This window comes from Gymnodinialimonas mytili (assembly GCF_037544085.1).
GTDB lineage: Bacteria > Pseudomonadota > Alphaproteobacteria > Rhodobacterales > Rhodobacteraceae > Gymnodinialimonas > Gymnodinialimonas mytili.
In genome coordinates this window covers 738178-751276 of sequence record NZ_JBBIFW010000001.1, presented here as the reverse complement: position 1 = coordinate 751276, position 13099 = coordinate 738178, and the positions used below count along the sequence as shown (strand labels likewise).

Below are 13099 nucleotides of genomic sequence, written 5' to 3'. Positions count from 1 at the left end.
GATGCGTCTTCGTCTCGTTCCACAGCAAACAAACTTCGACTTCTTCAAATATGCCCGGGCGACCTTCGGGGCCTCGATCGTGGCCGTTATCGCGTCAATTGCGATCTGGCTGAGTGTCGGCCTGAATTTCGGTATCGATTTCCTGGGCGGCACCACGATCCGCACCGACAGTTCGGTGGTGGTGGATGTGGGCGAATACCGCGCCGCGCTAGACCCGCTGAACCTGGGCGACGTGGTGATCAGCGAGGTGTTCGACCCAACCTTTGACGACGACCAATTTGTCGCCACGGTCCGCATCCAGGCCCAGGAGGGCGCCGAGGCGGTGACACCCGAAGTCATCACCGCCATCCAGGCGGCGTTGCGTGACGCGATCGATCCGGACATGACCTTTCCCAGCATCGAATCCGTCGGCCCAAAGGTGTCGGGTGAGTTGATCCAGACCGCGGTGATCGCGGTTCTGGCCTCGCTGGGGGCGATCCTGGTCTATATCTGGCTGCGCTTCGAATGGCAGTTTTCCGTGGGCGCGGTGGCCGCGTTGATCCACGACGTGATCCTGACCATCGGCGTCTTCAGCCTGTTCCAGATCCGGTTCGATCTGGCGACCATCGCCGCGCTTCTGACCATTGTGGGCTATTCGATCAACGACACCGTGGTGATCTTCGACCGCCTGCGCGAGAACCTGATCAAATACAAGCAACGCGCCCTGCGCGATGTCATGAACCTGAGCGCCAATGAAACCCTCAGCCGGACCTTGGTGACCTCGGGCACGACCCTGATCGCGTTGATCGCGCTGCTGGTTCTGGGCGGTGATGTGATCCGGGGCTTTGTCTTTGCGATTGCCTGGGGCGTTGTGGTCGGGACCTATTCGTCGATCTATGTCGCGAAGAACGTGGTTCTGATGATCGGCGTGAAGCGCGATTGGTCGAAACCGTCCGATGGCGGCGGGGCATCGGGCACGCAATTCGCGAATATTGATGCTTGAGACCCTGGCCGAGGCCCTGGCAGTGCCGGGCCTCGTCTGGGTCGCTCTGGCCTCTTTGACATCGGGGCTGGTCTATGGGTTCGCAGGCTTTGGCTCGGCCCTGATCTTCATGCCGATTGCGGTGATCTTCCTGCCGCCGCCCCTGGCGATTGCGGCCTTTTCGCTATCGGCGCTGGCCTCGATGTTCACGGTGATCCCCAAGGCCTGGGCGGTGGCGGACAAACGCCAGACGCTGGTGATGTTGGGGATGTCCCTGGTGACCATGCCGCTGGGCATCGCGCTGTTGCGGGTGACCGAAGAGGTCACGATCCGTACCGCGGTTTGTGTCGTCACATTGCTGACCCTGGCGGCGCTGCTGGCGGGGTGGAAAGTGCCGTTGCGCGGCGGGCTCGGCCTGCGCGCCGGGGTTGGCGCCCTGGCGGGGATCACGGGCGGATCGACCGGGTTAAACGGGCCCCCGGTGATCCTGTTCAATCTGGGCAGCGATCAGCCGGTCGCAGTGACACGGGGCAATCTGGCGTGTTTTCTGACGCTGAATTCGCTGCTGATGATGCCGATGATGTGGCTGCAGGGGCTGATCGACGGGCAGGCCTTTTGGCTCGGTGTCAGTCTGCTTCTGCCCTATGCGCTGGGCACCTGGACGGGCGCGCGGGTGTTTCGGCCCGAAGCGGCGGGCGTTTACAAGACCTTGGCCTATATTCTGATCGGTATGGCGGGCGTGATGGGCCTGCCGATATGGGGGTGACGCGATGCGGATGAACGAAGTGCATTACGATGACAGCCGTCCGGTCGATGGTTATGGGCCGGGTTTCTTCCGGATCGGCGGCGCGGTTGTGGAGGGCAATGTCTTGCTGACGCCGTCCGGTGTGACGATCTGGGACGGCTATGGGGATGTTGCGGGCCTGGTCGCGGCGGTGGCGGAGGTCGATGTGCTGCTGCTGGGCACGGGCGCCGAGATCGCGCATCCCCCGGCCGCGCTGCGCGATGCGGTGGAGAAAGCCGGGGCGGGGCTGGAGGTGATGGCGAGCCCGGCCGCCTGCCGAACCTATAACGTGCTACTCGCCGAGGGCCGCCGCGTGGGCGCCGCGATGCTGGCGGTCTGAGCAGGGGCCAGCGCCGGATTTTGGGTATTTGGGGCCAATGGAAGAGGGGGCGCGGTCGCCTGACCGGCGGGTCACTCGGCCAGGGTGCCGAAGATCATCGCCCGCAATTCGCGTTCCAGTTTGCGCCGCATGGTCTCGGCGAAATCGGAATGATTGAGCGCGTATTCCACGAAGGCGCCGGGGCCGTGGATGACCTCGGCGAGGAAATATTGCTCGATCTCACGCGACGCACCGCCGATGGCCAGCCCGTTCACGGTGATGCCGTCGAAATCGAAATGCTGATAGGCGGCGACCGGCGGGAAGCCGTCGTTGTTCTGCCCGTCGCCCGAGATATCGAGGGTCTGGAACAGGCAGGGCGGCGCCTCGCGAAAGCGGGTGGAGGCGAAGCCCAGCGCATAGCCGAGTGCGGTCGGGAAATCCTGGCTGCCGCGTTCGGAGGCGGCGATGTCTTCGGCGATGGTGAGGAGTTGTTCTTCGGAGGTGATCATCACCCAATCGAGCAGCACCTCTTGCTGGAACCGGCCCGACCATTCGAAGATCGACAGCGCGACCGGGCCCGGGCCGTTCAGAAACGCATCGACGACGCTGGGATCGATGAGAGCGGAGGCGAGGCCGTCGACCTGCAAGCGGTATTCACCCGCATCGACCGAGGCCGACACGTCGAGGCCCAGTTGCAGCGCCAGACGGCATTGATCCTGCGCCAGGGCAGGGCCGGCGGCCAGCGCCGCGATCAGCGCCGCAGACCTTACCAATGGCCTGTATTGTCCATTGAGGCCCAGGGTTCGGCAGGTTCCAGCGCGTCGCCCGCCTGCAGCAACTCGACCGAGATATTGTCGGGCGAGCGGACAAAGGCCATATGCCCGTCGCGCGGTGGCCGGTTGATGGTCACCCCATTGTCCATCAGGTGCTGGCAAAGCGCATAGATATTATCGACCCGGTAGGCCAGATGCCCGAAATGGCGGCTGTCGGAGGGCAGTTCATCATCGCCATCCCAGTTATACGTCAGTTCAACCGGGCATTCGGGCTGATCGGGGGGCGCCATGAAGACCAGCGTGAAACGCCCACCTTCGCTGTCATGGCGCCGCGTTTCCTCCAGCCCGAGCAGGCGATAGAAGGCCATCGAGGCCTCAAGATCCTTCACGCGGACCATCGTGTGCAGATACGTCAAACCCATCTTTGCGAGTCTCTCCCTTGTGTCATCGTTAACGCCAGCTTAACGAGGGTGCGCGGTTTGACTAGCCCTTGGTTGGTAAACTTCACGCGGGGCCGGACGGGTCGCGTCGGGTTGCATCACATCGCGCAGCACCAGCGACACCGTCACGAAACTGACATAGAGCAGCAGGTACCAGGAGCCGAACTTGCTGAGATCCACCAATTCGAATGTGCCCTGGCCCGCATAGGTCCAGGTCTGTGTCAGCGTCCCGATATTCTCGGCGATCCACAGGAAGATGGCCGAGAGAAAAGCCGCGACGGGCAGCGGCATCCAGCGTGGCGTGGGCCCGGGGAAAAACCAGATCCGGGTGCGCCAGAACAGCACCAGCGTGGCAGCGAACAGGAACCAACGGATGTCGTAGGTGTAGTGATGCGTGAAGAAATTCACATAGATCGCCGTGGCCAGTGCGACGGTGAGTGCGAAGGACGGATAAGGCGAAAACTCCATATGGAAGATGCGGATGACCCGCGCCATGAAGGATCCGACCGAGGCATACATGAAGCCCGAAAACATCGGGACGCCGCCGATTTCCATCACCCCCTGATCGGGGTAATCCCAGGATCCTTGGGCCAGCTTGAAGACCTCCATGATCGTGCCGGTGATGTGGAATAGCAGGATGACCTTGGCCTCTTCGATGCTTTCCAGACGCAGCCAAAGGAAGATCGATTGGGTGGCGATGGCGAAGAGGAACAGCGCATCGTAGCGGGCCAGCGTCCAATCCGCCTGCCAGATCAGACGGCTGAGAATGATCGCGGCCAGCATCAAGATGCCGAACAGCGCCGCCCAGCCCTGTTTCAACACAAACATTGCAAACTCGGCGACATGGGGATGCAGCCGTGCGCGCGCCCAATCGCCCATTGTCCGTTCCAGATAGGCGACACCTTTGTCGGCCATGTGCCCTCATCATCTTGCGGTGCTGGTGCGGCCTGGGGCAATATATAGCCTCACACCGCCTGCACTGATTCCCACCTCTGAGGACACATTCCATGCCCCTGACCCCCGAACAACTGGAGGAAATCCAGCACGCCCGCGCCAATCCACAGCCGACTTTGCGGGCCGTCGCGCCGGGGATGGAACAGCATTTGTATGAGGCGAAACCGGTCCTGGACCACGGTTTTGTGCGGGTCGTGGACTACATGGGCGATGACGCGGCCATCGTGCAGGCGGCGCGGGTCAGTTATGGCGCAGGCACGAAAAAAGCGCGCGATGACAGTGGTTTGATCCGCTATCTGATGCGGCACTGGCATTCCACGCCGTTCGAGATGTGCGAGATCAAGCTGCATGTGAAGCTGCCGGTCTTCGTGGCGCGGCAATGGATCCGGCACCGCACGGCGAATGTGAACGAGTATTCGGCGCGCTATTCGATTTTGGACCGTGAATTCTACATTCCAGAGCCCGATGCTTTGGCGGCGCAAAGCGTGGTCAACAACCAAGGCCGCGGGGAGACCTTGCAAGGCGAAGAGGCCGAGCGCGTCTTGCGGATGCTGAAAGACGATGCGGGCCGCGCCTATGACCACTACGAGGCGATGCTGTCGCAAGACGGACAGGCCGGGCTGGCCCGCGAATTGGCGCGGATGAACCTGCCCGCGAATATCTACACGCAATGGTATTGGAAAGTGGATCTGCACAACCTGTTCCATTTCCTGCGCCTGCGCGCCGACGACCATGCGCAATACGAGATCCGGGTCTATGCCGACGCGATCTGCGAGATGGTCAAGGACTGGGTGCCCGCCGCCTATGGCGCGTTCGAGGATTATCGCATGGGCGGTGTTCAGTTGAGCGGCAAGGGCGTGGAGGTGCTGAAGCGCCGCTTGGCCGGGGAAGAGGTGACCCAGGAAACGAGCGGCATGAGCAAAGGCGAATGGCGGGAGTTTGAGGGGGTGTTTGGGTGAGTGAGGCCGCGATGTTTGCACTTTCCAACGCTTTTTGGGTGTTTGTTGGAATAGTGGCTGGTGCGTTCATTCAGTTTTTATTGTCAAAAATCCAAGCGCGCTCGCAATTCTCAGCTATCTTAGATGTCATGAAAACCGAGTTGGCTTTGAACATTGACGAATACGAAAATCTCAAGCTGCGTTTGGCAGGGTTGAAGACAAGAATCGGAGCAGGTCAAGTCACCGACTCGGCGCTCTATATCCCAATGGAGGGTTTTGACTATTCAGCTACACTCGCACAGATAAGATTTGGAAATTTTCACTATATTTTAGGCAAGGACTACTCGCAAAGATCGCTTGAGTTTATGCGCTATTTTTCAACTGGGAACGGCCACATAAAAAGCCATATCCTTAAGGATCAGCACGCCAAAGATCGCTCACTGGATTTTATCGATCACTTTTTGAGGGAAGCAGATGATATCGTAGACAATCTGCGCCCATTGCTCAATGCGCGTCGGCAGTTCTGGAAAAGTGGCCTAGTTATGCAAGAAAAAGATATCTAGGCGGCGTAGGCCGATTTCTGCTTCACTTTGAAGTCGATATAAAAAAGTAGCACTCAAGAGTACAAGATCGCACGGATAGGGTCAGTTTGCTCTGACGTGAAGGAGCGGTCAATTAAGCATAGTAAAGAGCAATCACTGACTCGCGAGACACCAATTAATGCTTAGCGCGACAGAAACGTAGCATGAATGTACGAAATACAAATCATACCGCGCGAATTATCTCCCCGCGCGGGCATGTTGGTTGATCATCTTCGACCGAAACTAATCGTCGGTCTTCTGCAACTCCACGGCCGAGGCCCGGCCATCGCGGCCTTCGCGCAGCTCGTAGCTAAGCTTCGTATTGTCGGGCAGTCCCGTCATCCCGGCACGTTCGACGGCCGAGATATGCACAAACACATCCTTGCCGCCGTCATCCGGCGCGATAAACCCGTAACCTTTGGTGGTATTGAACCATTTAACAGTGCCAGTCGGCATCTTTCTCAGTCTCTCTTCTCAAGTCCCGCCCACAGTCGGTGCGGCGGTGCGGTTCAGCTGGGTCAGGTGACCTATTTCAGCCTTCTTGAGAGGGCGGTTCACGTCGAAACCTCGCGTCACGTTAGAAAGGATGATGCGATTTTGATGGAAAACAAGGGGCGGGTCGGTTTCTTTCTGGCGACGGGCATGTGTTTGCTTATGGAATGGGCAGAGGAGTCGAGAATGCGCATCTTTGGTTTGAAAAACTGTGACACGTGTCGCAAGGCGGCAAAGGCCCTTGGGGCGGAATTGGTCGATATTCGGGCGACACCGCTAGATCCGGGGCAGATTGATCAATTTTACAGCACATTCGGGGATGCGCTGGTCAACACGCGCTCGACGACCTGGCGCGGCCTGTCTGATGCCGATCGCGCCCTGACGCCCGCTGACCTGATTGCCGCCCATCCCAGTGTGATGAAGCGCCCGGTGATCGAGGCCGCGGATGGCCAGTTGCATCTGGGGTGGGGCAAGGATGTGCAGGCGGCGTTGGGCCAATGAGCCTGGTTTGGGGGAAATCGGCGCGGGCATTCCCACCGTGCCGGGCCTTGGGGTGGATCGCGTTTCACCCCATCTGATCCCCAAGACATTCAAACGGAGATCTTTCCATGCGCAATGCAGCGCTTGTTCTAGGCCTCATCGGCGGCATTCTGGCGATGATCGTCGGCTTTTTCGTCTATGGCTATACGGTCTTTATCGATTGGTTCGGTGAGATCCCGGATCTGGCGCGGCAGGTGGACGATGTTCAGACGTCGCGCCTGGTCTCGTTCCTGGCGCCGATCCTGGCGATTGCCGGCGGCGCCATGGCGCGGGCGCGGGCGCTTTGGGGCGGTGTGCTGATGCTGTTGGCCTCTGCGGCGATTTATGTGGGGCTGGGCTTTAGCGTCTTCACCATGTTCCCAATCGCCATGTGTGCGCTGGGAGGGCTGCTGGCGATTGCAGCTGGGCGTCCCGACGAAGAAAAGGCCCATTTCTAGGGCACATTCTCAAGTCGCTAGCGATCCGTCCTGCGCGAGTGGCACGCAGATCACCTCGATATAGGTGATGCCGTCCTCCGGGATCACCGGGCGGATCGACCCGCCATTGCACAATGCATAGGCGCGGGCCAAGCCGGGAAACGGGGTGCAGCCCGGATGATCGCGCCGCGCGATCGGTTGGCCGGGCGCGGCCAAAGTCGCACAACGGGGAAATCCCGGCGCGAGGGCCTCGGCATCGATGCGGATGGGACGCTGATCGGGGTGGTCCTGCAGATCGGCGGCGCTGAATACGCGCGCGCGCAGTGCCTGCACAATGGCCTTGCCGTGGCCGGGCATGTGCAGTTCATCCCCCGGCACCAGATCGAAGACCTGCTTCCTGCCCTCGGCTGTCGACACCCAGCCATCGGCCACCAACGCCGAGATCCGCGGCGCGAATGGGGCGTTGGCCTGCGCGCTGGGGCGCGGGGCGCTTTCGACCCAAGGGAGTGTTATCTGCGGCAGGTGCATCATCATACTCAATAAAACAGGGCCGACCGAGCAAACGGTCGGGTGGTTCATCTTTGTCTAAGATGCAACCGGTTAAAAAAGGGCTGAATTGAGGTAAAGCCAAGGCCCGCGCCGAATCCACGGCGCGGGATTTGAATTATCGCAGGTCTGGGGCCACCGCATCGGCGCTCAGATCCGCCAGGGCGACGTCCAGGGCGACAACCTGGGTCTGTTTTTCGCCCAAACGGCGCATGGTCACGGTGCGGTTTTCAACCTCTTGCCGTCCGATGGCCAGTATCACCGGCACTTTGCCGACCGAATGCTCGCGCACCTTGTAGTTGATCTTTTCGTTGCGAATATCAGCCTCGGCCCGGACCCCGGCAGCGTTCAACGCGGCCACAACCTCATGCACGTAATCGTCGGCATCCGAGATGATCGAGGCCACGACCACCTGCCGTGGTGCCAGCCAGAACGGCAATTTGCCCGAATGTTCCTCGATCAAAATGCCGATGAACCGCTCGAACGAGCCCAGACAGGCTCGGTGCAGCATGAAGGGACGTTTGCGGTCGCCATCGGTGTCGATGAAGGTCGCGCCCAGCCGGTCGGGCAGGTTCGGATCGACCTGGAACGTGCCGCATTGCCAGACCCGGCCAATGGCGTCGGTCAGGTAGAAATCAAGCTTCGGGCCATAAAAGGCGCCATCGCCCGGTTCCAGCACGTAATCCCGGCCAACCGCCTTGATCGCGTTTTCCAGCGCGCCTTCGACATGGTCCCAGCTTTCTTCCGAACCAACCCGCTTTTCGGGCCGCGTGGCGAAGCGGATCTCGAAATCTTCAAAGCCAAGCTCGCGGTAGATATCGGCCAGATAATCAATGAACCGCGCGCATTCCGCCTGGATCTGATCCTCGGTGCAGAAGATATGACCATCATCCTGGGTGAAGCCGCGCACCCGCATGATCCCGTGCAGCGCGCCTGACGGCTCATACCGCGCGCAGGATCCGAATTCGGCCAGCCGTAGCGGCAGATCGCGATAGGATTTCAGGCCCTGGTTGAACACCTGAACGTGGCAGGGGCAATTCATCGGCTTGAGCGCGTTGATCCGCGTGTGATCGTTGCTTTTGACCTTCGAGGCATCGTCGGTCTCGCCATCGCGGCTTTCATCGACTTCGACGATGAACATGTGGTGCTGGTACTTTTCCCAATGCCCCGACTTTTCCCAAAGGGTCCTGTCGACGACCTGAGGGGTGTTCACCTCATGATAACCGCCGGCGCGCTGTTTGCGGCGGATGTAATCCTGCAAGGTGGTGTAGATGCTCCAGCCATTGGGGTGCCAGAACACCTGACCGGGCGCCTCCTCCTGCATGTGGAAGAGGTCCATTTCCCGGCCCAAGCGGCGATGATCGCGCTTTTCGGCTTCTTCCAGGAAATTCATGTATTTGCGCAGGTCATCCCGGTTCTTGAACGCAACGCCGTAGATGCGCTGCAGCATGGGCCGGGTGTTGTCGCCAAGCCAATAGGCGGCGGCGACCGACATCAGCTTGAATGCATCGGCAGGCACTTGGCCGGTATGCTGCAGATGCGGGCCGCGGCACAGATCCATCCATTCGCCATGCCAATACATGCGAATGGGCTCATCCCCGGGGATGCGGTCGAGCAGTTCGACCTTGTAGGGCTCATCGCTGGCCTCGTAATGGGCGCGGACGCGGTCGCGATCCCAGACCTCGGTGCGGACAGCATCGCGGGCGTTGATGATCTCTTTCATCTTGGCCTCGATGGCACCCAGATCCTCAGGGGTAAACGGCTCTTCCCGGTCGAAATCGTAGAACCAGCCATTGTCGCGGACGGGGCCGATGGTGACCTTCACATCCGGCCAGATCTCCTGCACGGCGCGGGCCATGATATGGGCGCAGTCGTGGCGGATCAGTTCAAGCGCCTGGTCGTCATCCTTCAGCGTGTGGATCGCGATCTGCGCATCGGCTTCGATGGGCCATTGCAGATCGTAATGCGTGCCATCGACACTGGCGGAGATCGCCTTTTTCGCAAGCGAGTTTGAGATATCGGCGGCGACCTGCGCAGGCGTGACGCCCGCATCGTAAGATCGCGCATTGCCATCGGGAAAGGTCAGGGAAATCTGGCTCATTTTGCCGTCTCCTCGTCGGTTTGGCGCCCACGGAACGCCCGGTTGCGGGTATGTGTTCGGCGCTTTTGGCGATGGGGGGACGCGTTGTCAACAGTCGGGCGGATGCGCGTGTGCTGCACTGCGGCAATGCAGCCCTGGCGTGTGGTGCGAATTGGTGCAGAGTGCCGCCATGGGCATAGACATCCTCACCACCTTAATCGCGCCGCTGGGCCTGTTGATCTGGCTGGCTTATCGGGGGCTTCCCGTCATGGTCCTGGCGCCGCTTTGCGCGGGCCTGGCCGCCCTGATCGCGGGTGATCCGGTTCTGGCCACGCTGACTCAGCGCTTCATGCCGGCTTTGGGTCAATTCGTGATCGCGTTCTTCCCGCTCTTCCTACTGGGCGCGATTTTCGGGCGGTTGATGGAGGTGACGGGAGCCGCGACCGCCATTGCCGAGGCGATCATCCGCGCGCTGGGCACCGAGCGGGCGATCCTGGCCGTTGTGCTGGCCTGCGCGATCCTGACCTATGGCGGCGTCTCGCTGTTTGTGGTGGCGTTTGCGGTGTTTCCATTGGCCATGGCGCTGTTTTCGGCGGCAAAACTGCCGATGCAATTGATCCCGGCGGCCATCGCCTTGGGGGCGTTCACCTTCACGATGACCGCTTTGCCTGGAACGCCAGCGATCCAGAACGCGATCCCGATGGCGTATTTCGGCACGAACCTTTACGCGGCGCCGGGCCTGGGTGTGCTTGCGGCTGTGATCATGTTCGGCGGCGGGTTGGCCTATTGCGGCTGGGCGGCGCGGCGGATGGTGCCGCTCTATCCCGATTGGGGCACGCGCCTGGAGCAGCGGGCCGAGGCGGCGCCTCTGGGGGCGAGCCTGTTGCCTATCGCAACGGTTTTGGCCCTGAATTTGGTCTTGGTGATGCTGGTCTTCCCGCGGCTTGATCTGACCTTTTTGGCCGACCCCCGTTGGGGCGGGATCGAGGCCGATACCATCACCGGCGTCTGGGCGCTGATCGTCAGCCTGTCGGCGGCGATCGTGTTGCTGTGCATCTTGCTGCGGACCCGATTGGCTGAGGGTTGGGCTGAGGTGGGGCGCGGCGCGGAGGCGGCGCTGGGGCCCTTGTTCAACACGGCGAGCCTGGTGGGGTTCGGCGCGGTCATCGCGGCCCTGCCGGCCTTTGACGCCCTGCGCGAGGCGATTGATGCGGTGCCCGGCGGGCCTGTCATCGGCCTGGCGCTGTCGGCGGCGATCCTGGCGGGCATCACCGGGTCGGCGTCGGGCGGGATGACCATCGCGCTCGACACGTTGGGCGCGGAGTATCTGGAGGCGGGGCAGGCGCAGGGCGTCGCGCCGGGTGTGCTGCACCGCGTCACGGCCCTGGCGACGGGCGGGCTCGACGCGTTGCCCCATAACGGCGCGGTCGTGACCCTGCTGAACATCTCAGGGTTTTCGCACCGCCAAGCCTATGGCCCGATTTTCGTGGTTGCCGTGGTCATCCCGACCGTCGCGTTGGCGATTGTTCTGCTGGTCGACGGGCTGATGTGACGGGCCGCGTGGCGTTCCGCGGCCCATCCGCGGCTAGCCCAGCCGCAGGATTTCCACGAAGATCACCACGCAACAGAGCCAACCGGCGGTGAAGATGATCGGTCGCGCCGGGAACCCGGTGAGGCCGGTGATCATACCGAGGGCATGGACGCCGCGCAGCGTCACAAAGGCCCAGGCCGCCAGAACTGTCGCCGAACTGCTGACCGACAGCATATGGGCGATCAGGATCAGCACCGCGAACGGCATCCCCTGTTCCAGAAGGTTCAGATGGGCGCGATAGGCCCGGTGCACCCAGGGGCGTTGCAGCGAGGGGTCGGCGGGGCGCTTGAAATCCCCGGCATCGATGCGGGCGGCGCTGTCCGGTTCGGCAGTATTCACGCCGACAATATAGGGGATCCACATGGAGGCCGCGAGGATGGCGATGACCGCCAGGGCCAGTATTTCAGAGCTCATCAGACGCCACCTTTCTCGTTGAAGCGGCGCGCTTCGCCGGTTTCCAGGAAGGTTTTCAGACCGGCGGCCCACCGTTCCCACCCATCCGCGACCCCTTCGCCGGGCACGACCGGGAAATGCAGATCATAATGCTCGATCACCAGCTTCATATGGCCGGTCTCGGGCGTGATCAGAAACACCGTGCGCGACGCTGAGATATCCGGCGCCCAATGGGGTTCGAAGGTCTGTTCGACGCGGCTTTTTGGCTCTGTGTTCAGCGTTCGGGCCACCATCATCGTGCCCCCGTCGGCGGTGTGATAGGTGTAGACGCCCTCCGCATAGGTGATCTTGGGCGAGATGAAATGATAGGCCGACATCTGGCCGGGATCGGTCAGCGCGTCCCACAGGGCGTCTTGCGTGCAGCGGATGTAAGTCTGCATCATGAAATCGGGTTTGGTCAGCGCGTCCATCGTTCAGCGCCCCATCATTTCGGGCGTGACAGGCATGGCGGTGCCGGTTTCCAGCCAGGTTTTCAGGCGTGAGGCGATCAGGACCCAGCCATCGCGGATCCCCTGCATCTCGAGCGGCAGATCGTAATGTTCGATGGTCAGGCGGCAGGCGCCGGGCATCTCGTCGATCCGGTAGACATGGCGTGACGTGGGCATATCGGGCCCCGCGAAATGCGGTGTGAAGGTCATGTCGAGCCGTTGCGGCGGGTCACTGTCCAGCACATCGCATGTCAAAATCGCCGTGCCCTCTTTGTCGCGATAGATCAGGGTTTCGCCAGGCTTGGCCTCTCCCTCGATCACAGAGTCGAAGTAGTAATGGGGCGTTGCTTCGCCACTGATCAGCGCATCCCACAGGGCGGTTGCGGAACAGTGGATGATGGTCTGATGCACAAAATCGGGTGTCTCTAGTGTGGTGGTCTGAGCGTTCATGGAAGCCGTCTCCAATTTGGATTTCAGGTCAATCACCGCACGCGCGGCGGGCTTTGCCAAAAGCGGGTCGATCCAGCGATCAATCGCCTCCTGCAGGGGGAGGGCGTTGAGGTAATGGTGTTTGAACCGCCCCTTTTTGGTGGTCACGATCAGCGACGCCTCTTCCAACACTTTGAGATGTTTCATCACGCCGAAGCGCGTCATCTCGAACTGCTCTTCAAGATCGGTGAGCGTTTGGCCGTCGTGCGCCCGCAAACTGTCAAGGATTGCACGGCGGGCCGGATCGCCCAGGGCTTTGAAAATCGCATCCATGGGAGGCTTATATGTGATTATATAGTCACGTGACAATATGG

Annotated in this window: 17 protein-coding genes; 8 read left to right on the top strand and 9 right to left on the bottom strand. The window is 61.1% G+C overall.

Annotation, left to right across the window (positions count from 1 at the left end; genetic code table 11):
- Position 1: 1 nt before the first annotated feature.
- The 3 genes from secF to V8J82_RS03710 are packed head-to-tail and all read left to right on the top strand — an operon-like array spanning position 2 to position 2085.
- Positions 2-982 carry a protein translocase subunit SecF gene (gene secF, locus V8J82_RS03720; protein ID WP_339972279.1) on the top strand — a complete coding sequence of 327 codons (981 nt, stop codon included), beginning with the start codon at positions 2-4 and terminating at the stop codon, positions 980-982.
- Complete coding sequence (locus tag V8J82_RS03715) at positions 975-1727, top strand: sulfite exporter TauE/SafE family protein (protein ID WP_339972277.1); 753 nt, start codon at positions 975-977, stop codon at positions 1725-1727. Before secF ends, V8J82_RS03715 begins: the two co-directional genes overlap by 8 nt.
- Before the next feature lie 4 nt (positions 1728-1731).
- On the top strand, positions 1732-2085 hold the full coding sequence (locus tag V8J82_RS03710) for an Mth938-like domain-containing protein (protein WP_339972275.1): 354 nt from the start codon (positions 1732-1734) through the stop codon (positions 2083-2085).
- Positions 2086-2156: 71 nt separating this feature from the next.
- Here V8J82_RS03710 and V8J82_RS03705 read toward each other — a convergent pair whose 3' ends face one another.
- The 3 genes from V8J82_RS03705 to V8J82_RS03695 are packed head-to-tail and all read right to left on the bottom strand — an operon-like array spanning position 2157 to position 4192.
- On the bottom strand, positions 2157-2837 hold the full coding sequence (locus V8J82_RS03705; RefSeq protein WP_339972273.1) for a DUF1194 domain-containing protein: 681 nt from the start codon (positions 2835-2837) through the stop codon (positions 2157-2159).
- Positions 2831-3259: a VOC family protein gene (locus V8J82_RS03700; RefSeq protein WP_339972271.1), complete on the bottom strand. Its 429-nt coding sequence runs from the start codon at positions 3257-3259 to the stop codon at positions 2831-2833. The genes V8J82_RS03705 and V8J82_RS03700 overlap by 7 nt, the downstream gene beginning before the upstream one ends.
- A gap of 39 nt (positions 3260-3298) precedes the next feature.
- Positions 3299-4192: a DUF817 domain-containing protein gene (locus tag V8J82_RS03695; RefSeq protein WP_339972268.1), complete on the bottom strand. Its 894-nt coding sequence runs from the start codon at positions 4190-4192 to the stop codon at positions 3299-3301.
- 92 nt (positions 4193-4284) lie between these two features.
- Here V8J82_RS03695 and thyX point away from each other — a divergent pair, with 92 nt between their 5' ends.
- Positions 4285-5190, top strand: a complete 906-nt coding sequence (gene thyX, locus V8J82_RS03690; protein ID WP_339972266.1) for an FAD-dependent thymidylate synthase — start codon at positions 4285-4287, stop codon at positions 5188-5190.
- Entirely contained in the window at positions 5187-5732 is a 546-nt protein-coding gene (locus V8J82_RS03685) for a hypothetical protein (protein ID WP_339972264.1), read from the top strand. The genes thyX and V8J82_RS03685 overlap by 4 nt, the downstream gene beginning before the upstream one ends.
- Before the next feature lie 261 nt (positions 5733-5993).
- Here the strand turns inward: V8J82_RS03685 and V8J82_RS03680 are convergent, their stop codons facing one another.
- Positions 5994-6206 carry a cold-shock protein gene (locus V8J82_RS03680; protein ID WP_339972262.1) on the bottom strand — a complete coding sequence of 71 codons (213 nt, stop codon included), beginning with the start codon at positions 6204-6206 and terminating at the stop codon, positions 5994-5996.
- Between the two features lie 222 nt (positions 6207-6428).
- On the opposite strand from V8J82_RS03680, the gene V8J82_RS03675 reads away from it, so the two are divergent.
- Positions 6429-6743 carry an arsenate reductase family protein gene (locus V8J82_RS03675; protein ID WP_339972260.1) on the top strand — a complete coding sequence of 105 codons (315 nt, stop codon included), beginning with the start codon at positions 6429-6431 and terminating at the stop codon, positions 6741-6743.
- Positions 6744-6850: 107 nt separating this feature from the next.
- The gene (locus tag V8J82_RS03670) at positions 6851-7219 is read left to right on the top strand and encodes a hypothetical protein (RefSeq protein ID WP_339972258.1); all 369 of its coding nucleotides are present in this window, start codon (positions 6851-6853) and stop codon (positions 7217-7219) included.
- Between the two features lie 9 nt (positions 7220-7228).
- Here V8J82_RS03670 and V8J82_RS03665 read toward each other — a convergent pair whose 3' ends face one another.
- Together V8J82_RS03665 and thrS are read right to left on the bottom strand one after the other, a co-directional pair.
- Complete coding sequence (locus V8J82_RS03665; RefSeq protein WP_339972256.1) at positions 7229-7726, bottom strand: Hint domain-containing protein; 498 nt, start codon at positions 7724-7726, stop codon at positions 7229-7231.
- A 136-nt stretch (positions 7727-7862) separates the two neighbouring features.
- The gene (gene thrS, locus V8J82_RS03660) at positions 7863-9845 is read right to left on the bottom strand and encodes a threonine--tRNA ligase (RefSeq protein WP_339972254.1); all 1983 of its coding nucleotides are present in this window, start codon (positions 9843-9845) and stop codon (positions 7863-7865) included.
- 169 nt (positions 9846-10014) lie between these two features.
- Between thrS and V8J82_RS03655 the strand changes: the two genes are divergently transcribed.
- Positions 10015-11376, top strand: a complete 1362-nt coding sequence (locus V8J82_RS03655; RefSeq protein WP_339972252.1) for a GntP family permease — start codon at positions 10015-10017, stop codon at positions 11374-11376.
- A gap of 33 nt (positions 11377-11409) precedes the next feature.
- Here V8J82_RS03655 and V8J82_RS03650 read toward each other — a convergent pair whose 3' ends face one another.
- Genes V8J82_RS03650 through V8J82_RS03640 form a run of 3 tightly spaced genes read right to left on the bottom strand, consistent with a single transcriptional unit; the run spans position 11410 to position 13058 of the window.
- Positions 11410-11829, bottom strand: a complete 420-nt coding sequence (locus V8J82_RS03650; RefSeq protein ID WP_339972250.1) for an MAPEG family protein — start codon at positions 11827-11829, stop codon at positions 11410-11412.
- Positions 11829-12278, bottom strand: coding sequence for an SRPBCC domain-containing protein (locus V8J82_RS03645; protein ID WP_339972247.1), 450 nt, complete (start codon positions 12276-12278; stop codon positions 11829-11831). The genes V8J82_RS03650 and V8J82_RS03645 overlap by 1 nt, the downstream gene beginning before the upstream one ends.
- 3 nt (positions 12279-12281) lie before the next feature.
- Entirely contained in the window at positions 12282-13058 is a 777-nt protein-coding gene (locus tag V8J82_RS03640) for an ArsR/SmtB family transcription factor (protein ID WP_339972245.1), read from the bottom strand.
- Positions 13059-13099: the final 41 nt, after the last annotated feature.

Excerpts from the sequence above, each read along its gene's own strand:
- secF (WP_339972279.1), top strand. The coding sequence starts at position 2 with ATGCGTCTTCGTCTCGTTCCACAGCAAACAAACTTCGACTTCTTCAAA.
- V8J82_RS03715 (WP_339972277.1), top strand. The coding sequence starts at position 975 with ATGCTTGAGACCCTGGCCGAGGCCCTGGCAGTGCCGGGCCTCGTCTGG.
- V8J82_RS03710 (WP_339972275.1), top strand. The coding sequence starts at position 1,732 with ATGCGGATGAACGAAGTGCATTACGATGACAGCCGTCCGGTCGATGGT.
- V8J82_RS03700 (WP_339972271.1), bottom strand. The coding sequence starts at position 3,259 with ATGGGTTTGACGTATCTGCACACGATGGTCCGCGTGAAGGATCTTGAG.
- V8J82_RS03695 (WP_339972268.1), bottom strand. The coding sequence starts at position 4,192 with ATGGCCGACAAAGGTGTCGCCTATCTGGAACGGACAATGGGCGATTGG.
- thyX (WP_339972266.1), top strand. The coding sequence starts at position 4,285 with ATGCCCCTGACCCCCGAACAACTGGAGGAAATCCAGCACGCCCGCGCC.
- V8J82_RS03680 (WP_339972262.1), bottom strand. The coding sequence starts at position 6,206 with ATGCCGACTGGCACTGTTAAATGGTTCAATACCACCAAAGGTTACGGG.
- V8J82_RS03675 (WP_339972260.1), top strand. The coding sequence starts at position 6,429 with ATGCGCATCTTTGGTTTGAAAAACTGTGACACGTGTCGCAAGGCGGCA.
- V8J82_RS03670 (WP_339972258.1), top strand. The coding sequence starts at position 6,851 with ATGCGCAATGCAGCGCTTGTTCTAGGCCTCATCGGCGGCATTCTGGCG.
- V8J82_RS03665 (WP_339972256.1), bottom strand. The coding sequence starts at position 7,726 with ATGCACCTGCCGCAGATAACACTCCCTTGGGTCGAAAGCGCCCCGCGC.
- thrS (WP_339972254.1), bottom strand. The coding sequence starts at position 9,845 with ATGAGCCAGATTTCCCTGACCTTTCCCGATGGCAATGCGCGATCTTAC.
- V8J82_RS03655 (WP_339972252.1), top strand. The coding sequence starts at position 10,015 with ATGGGCATAGACATCCTCACCACCTTAATCGCGCCGCTGGGCCTGTTG.
- V8J82_RS03650 (WP_339972250.1), bottom strand. The coding sequence starts at position 11,829 with ATGAGCTCTGAAATACTGGCCCTGGCGGTCATCGCCATCCTCGCGGCC.
- V8J82_RS03645 (WP_339972247.1), bottom strand. The coding sequence starts at position 12,278 with ATGGACGCGCTGACCAAACCCGATTTCATGATGCAGACTTACATCCGC.
- V8J82_RS03640 (WP_339972245.1), bottom strand. The coding sequence starts at position 13,058 with ATGGATGCGATTTTCAAAGCCCTGGGCGATCCGGCCCGCCGTGCAATC.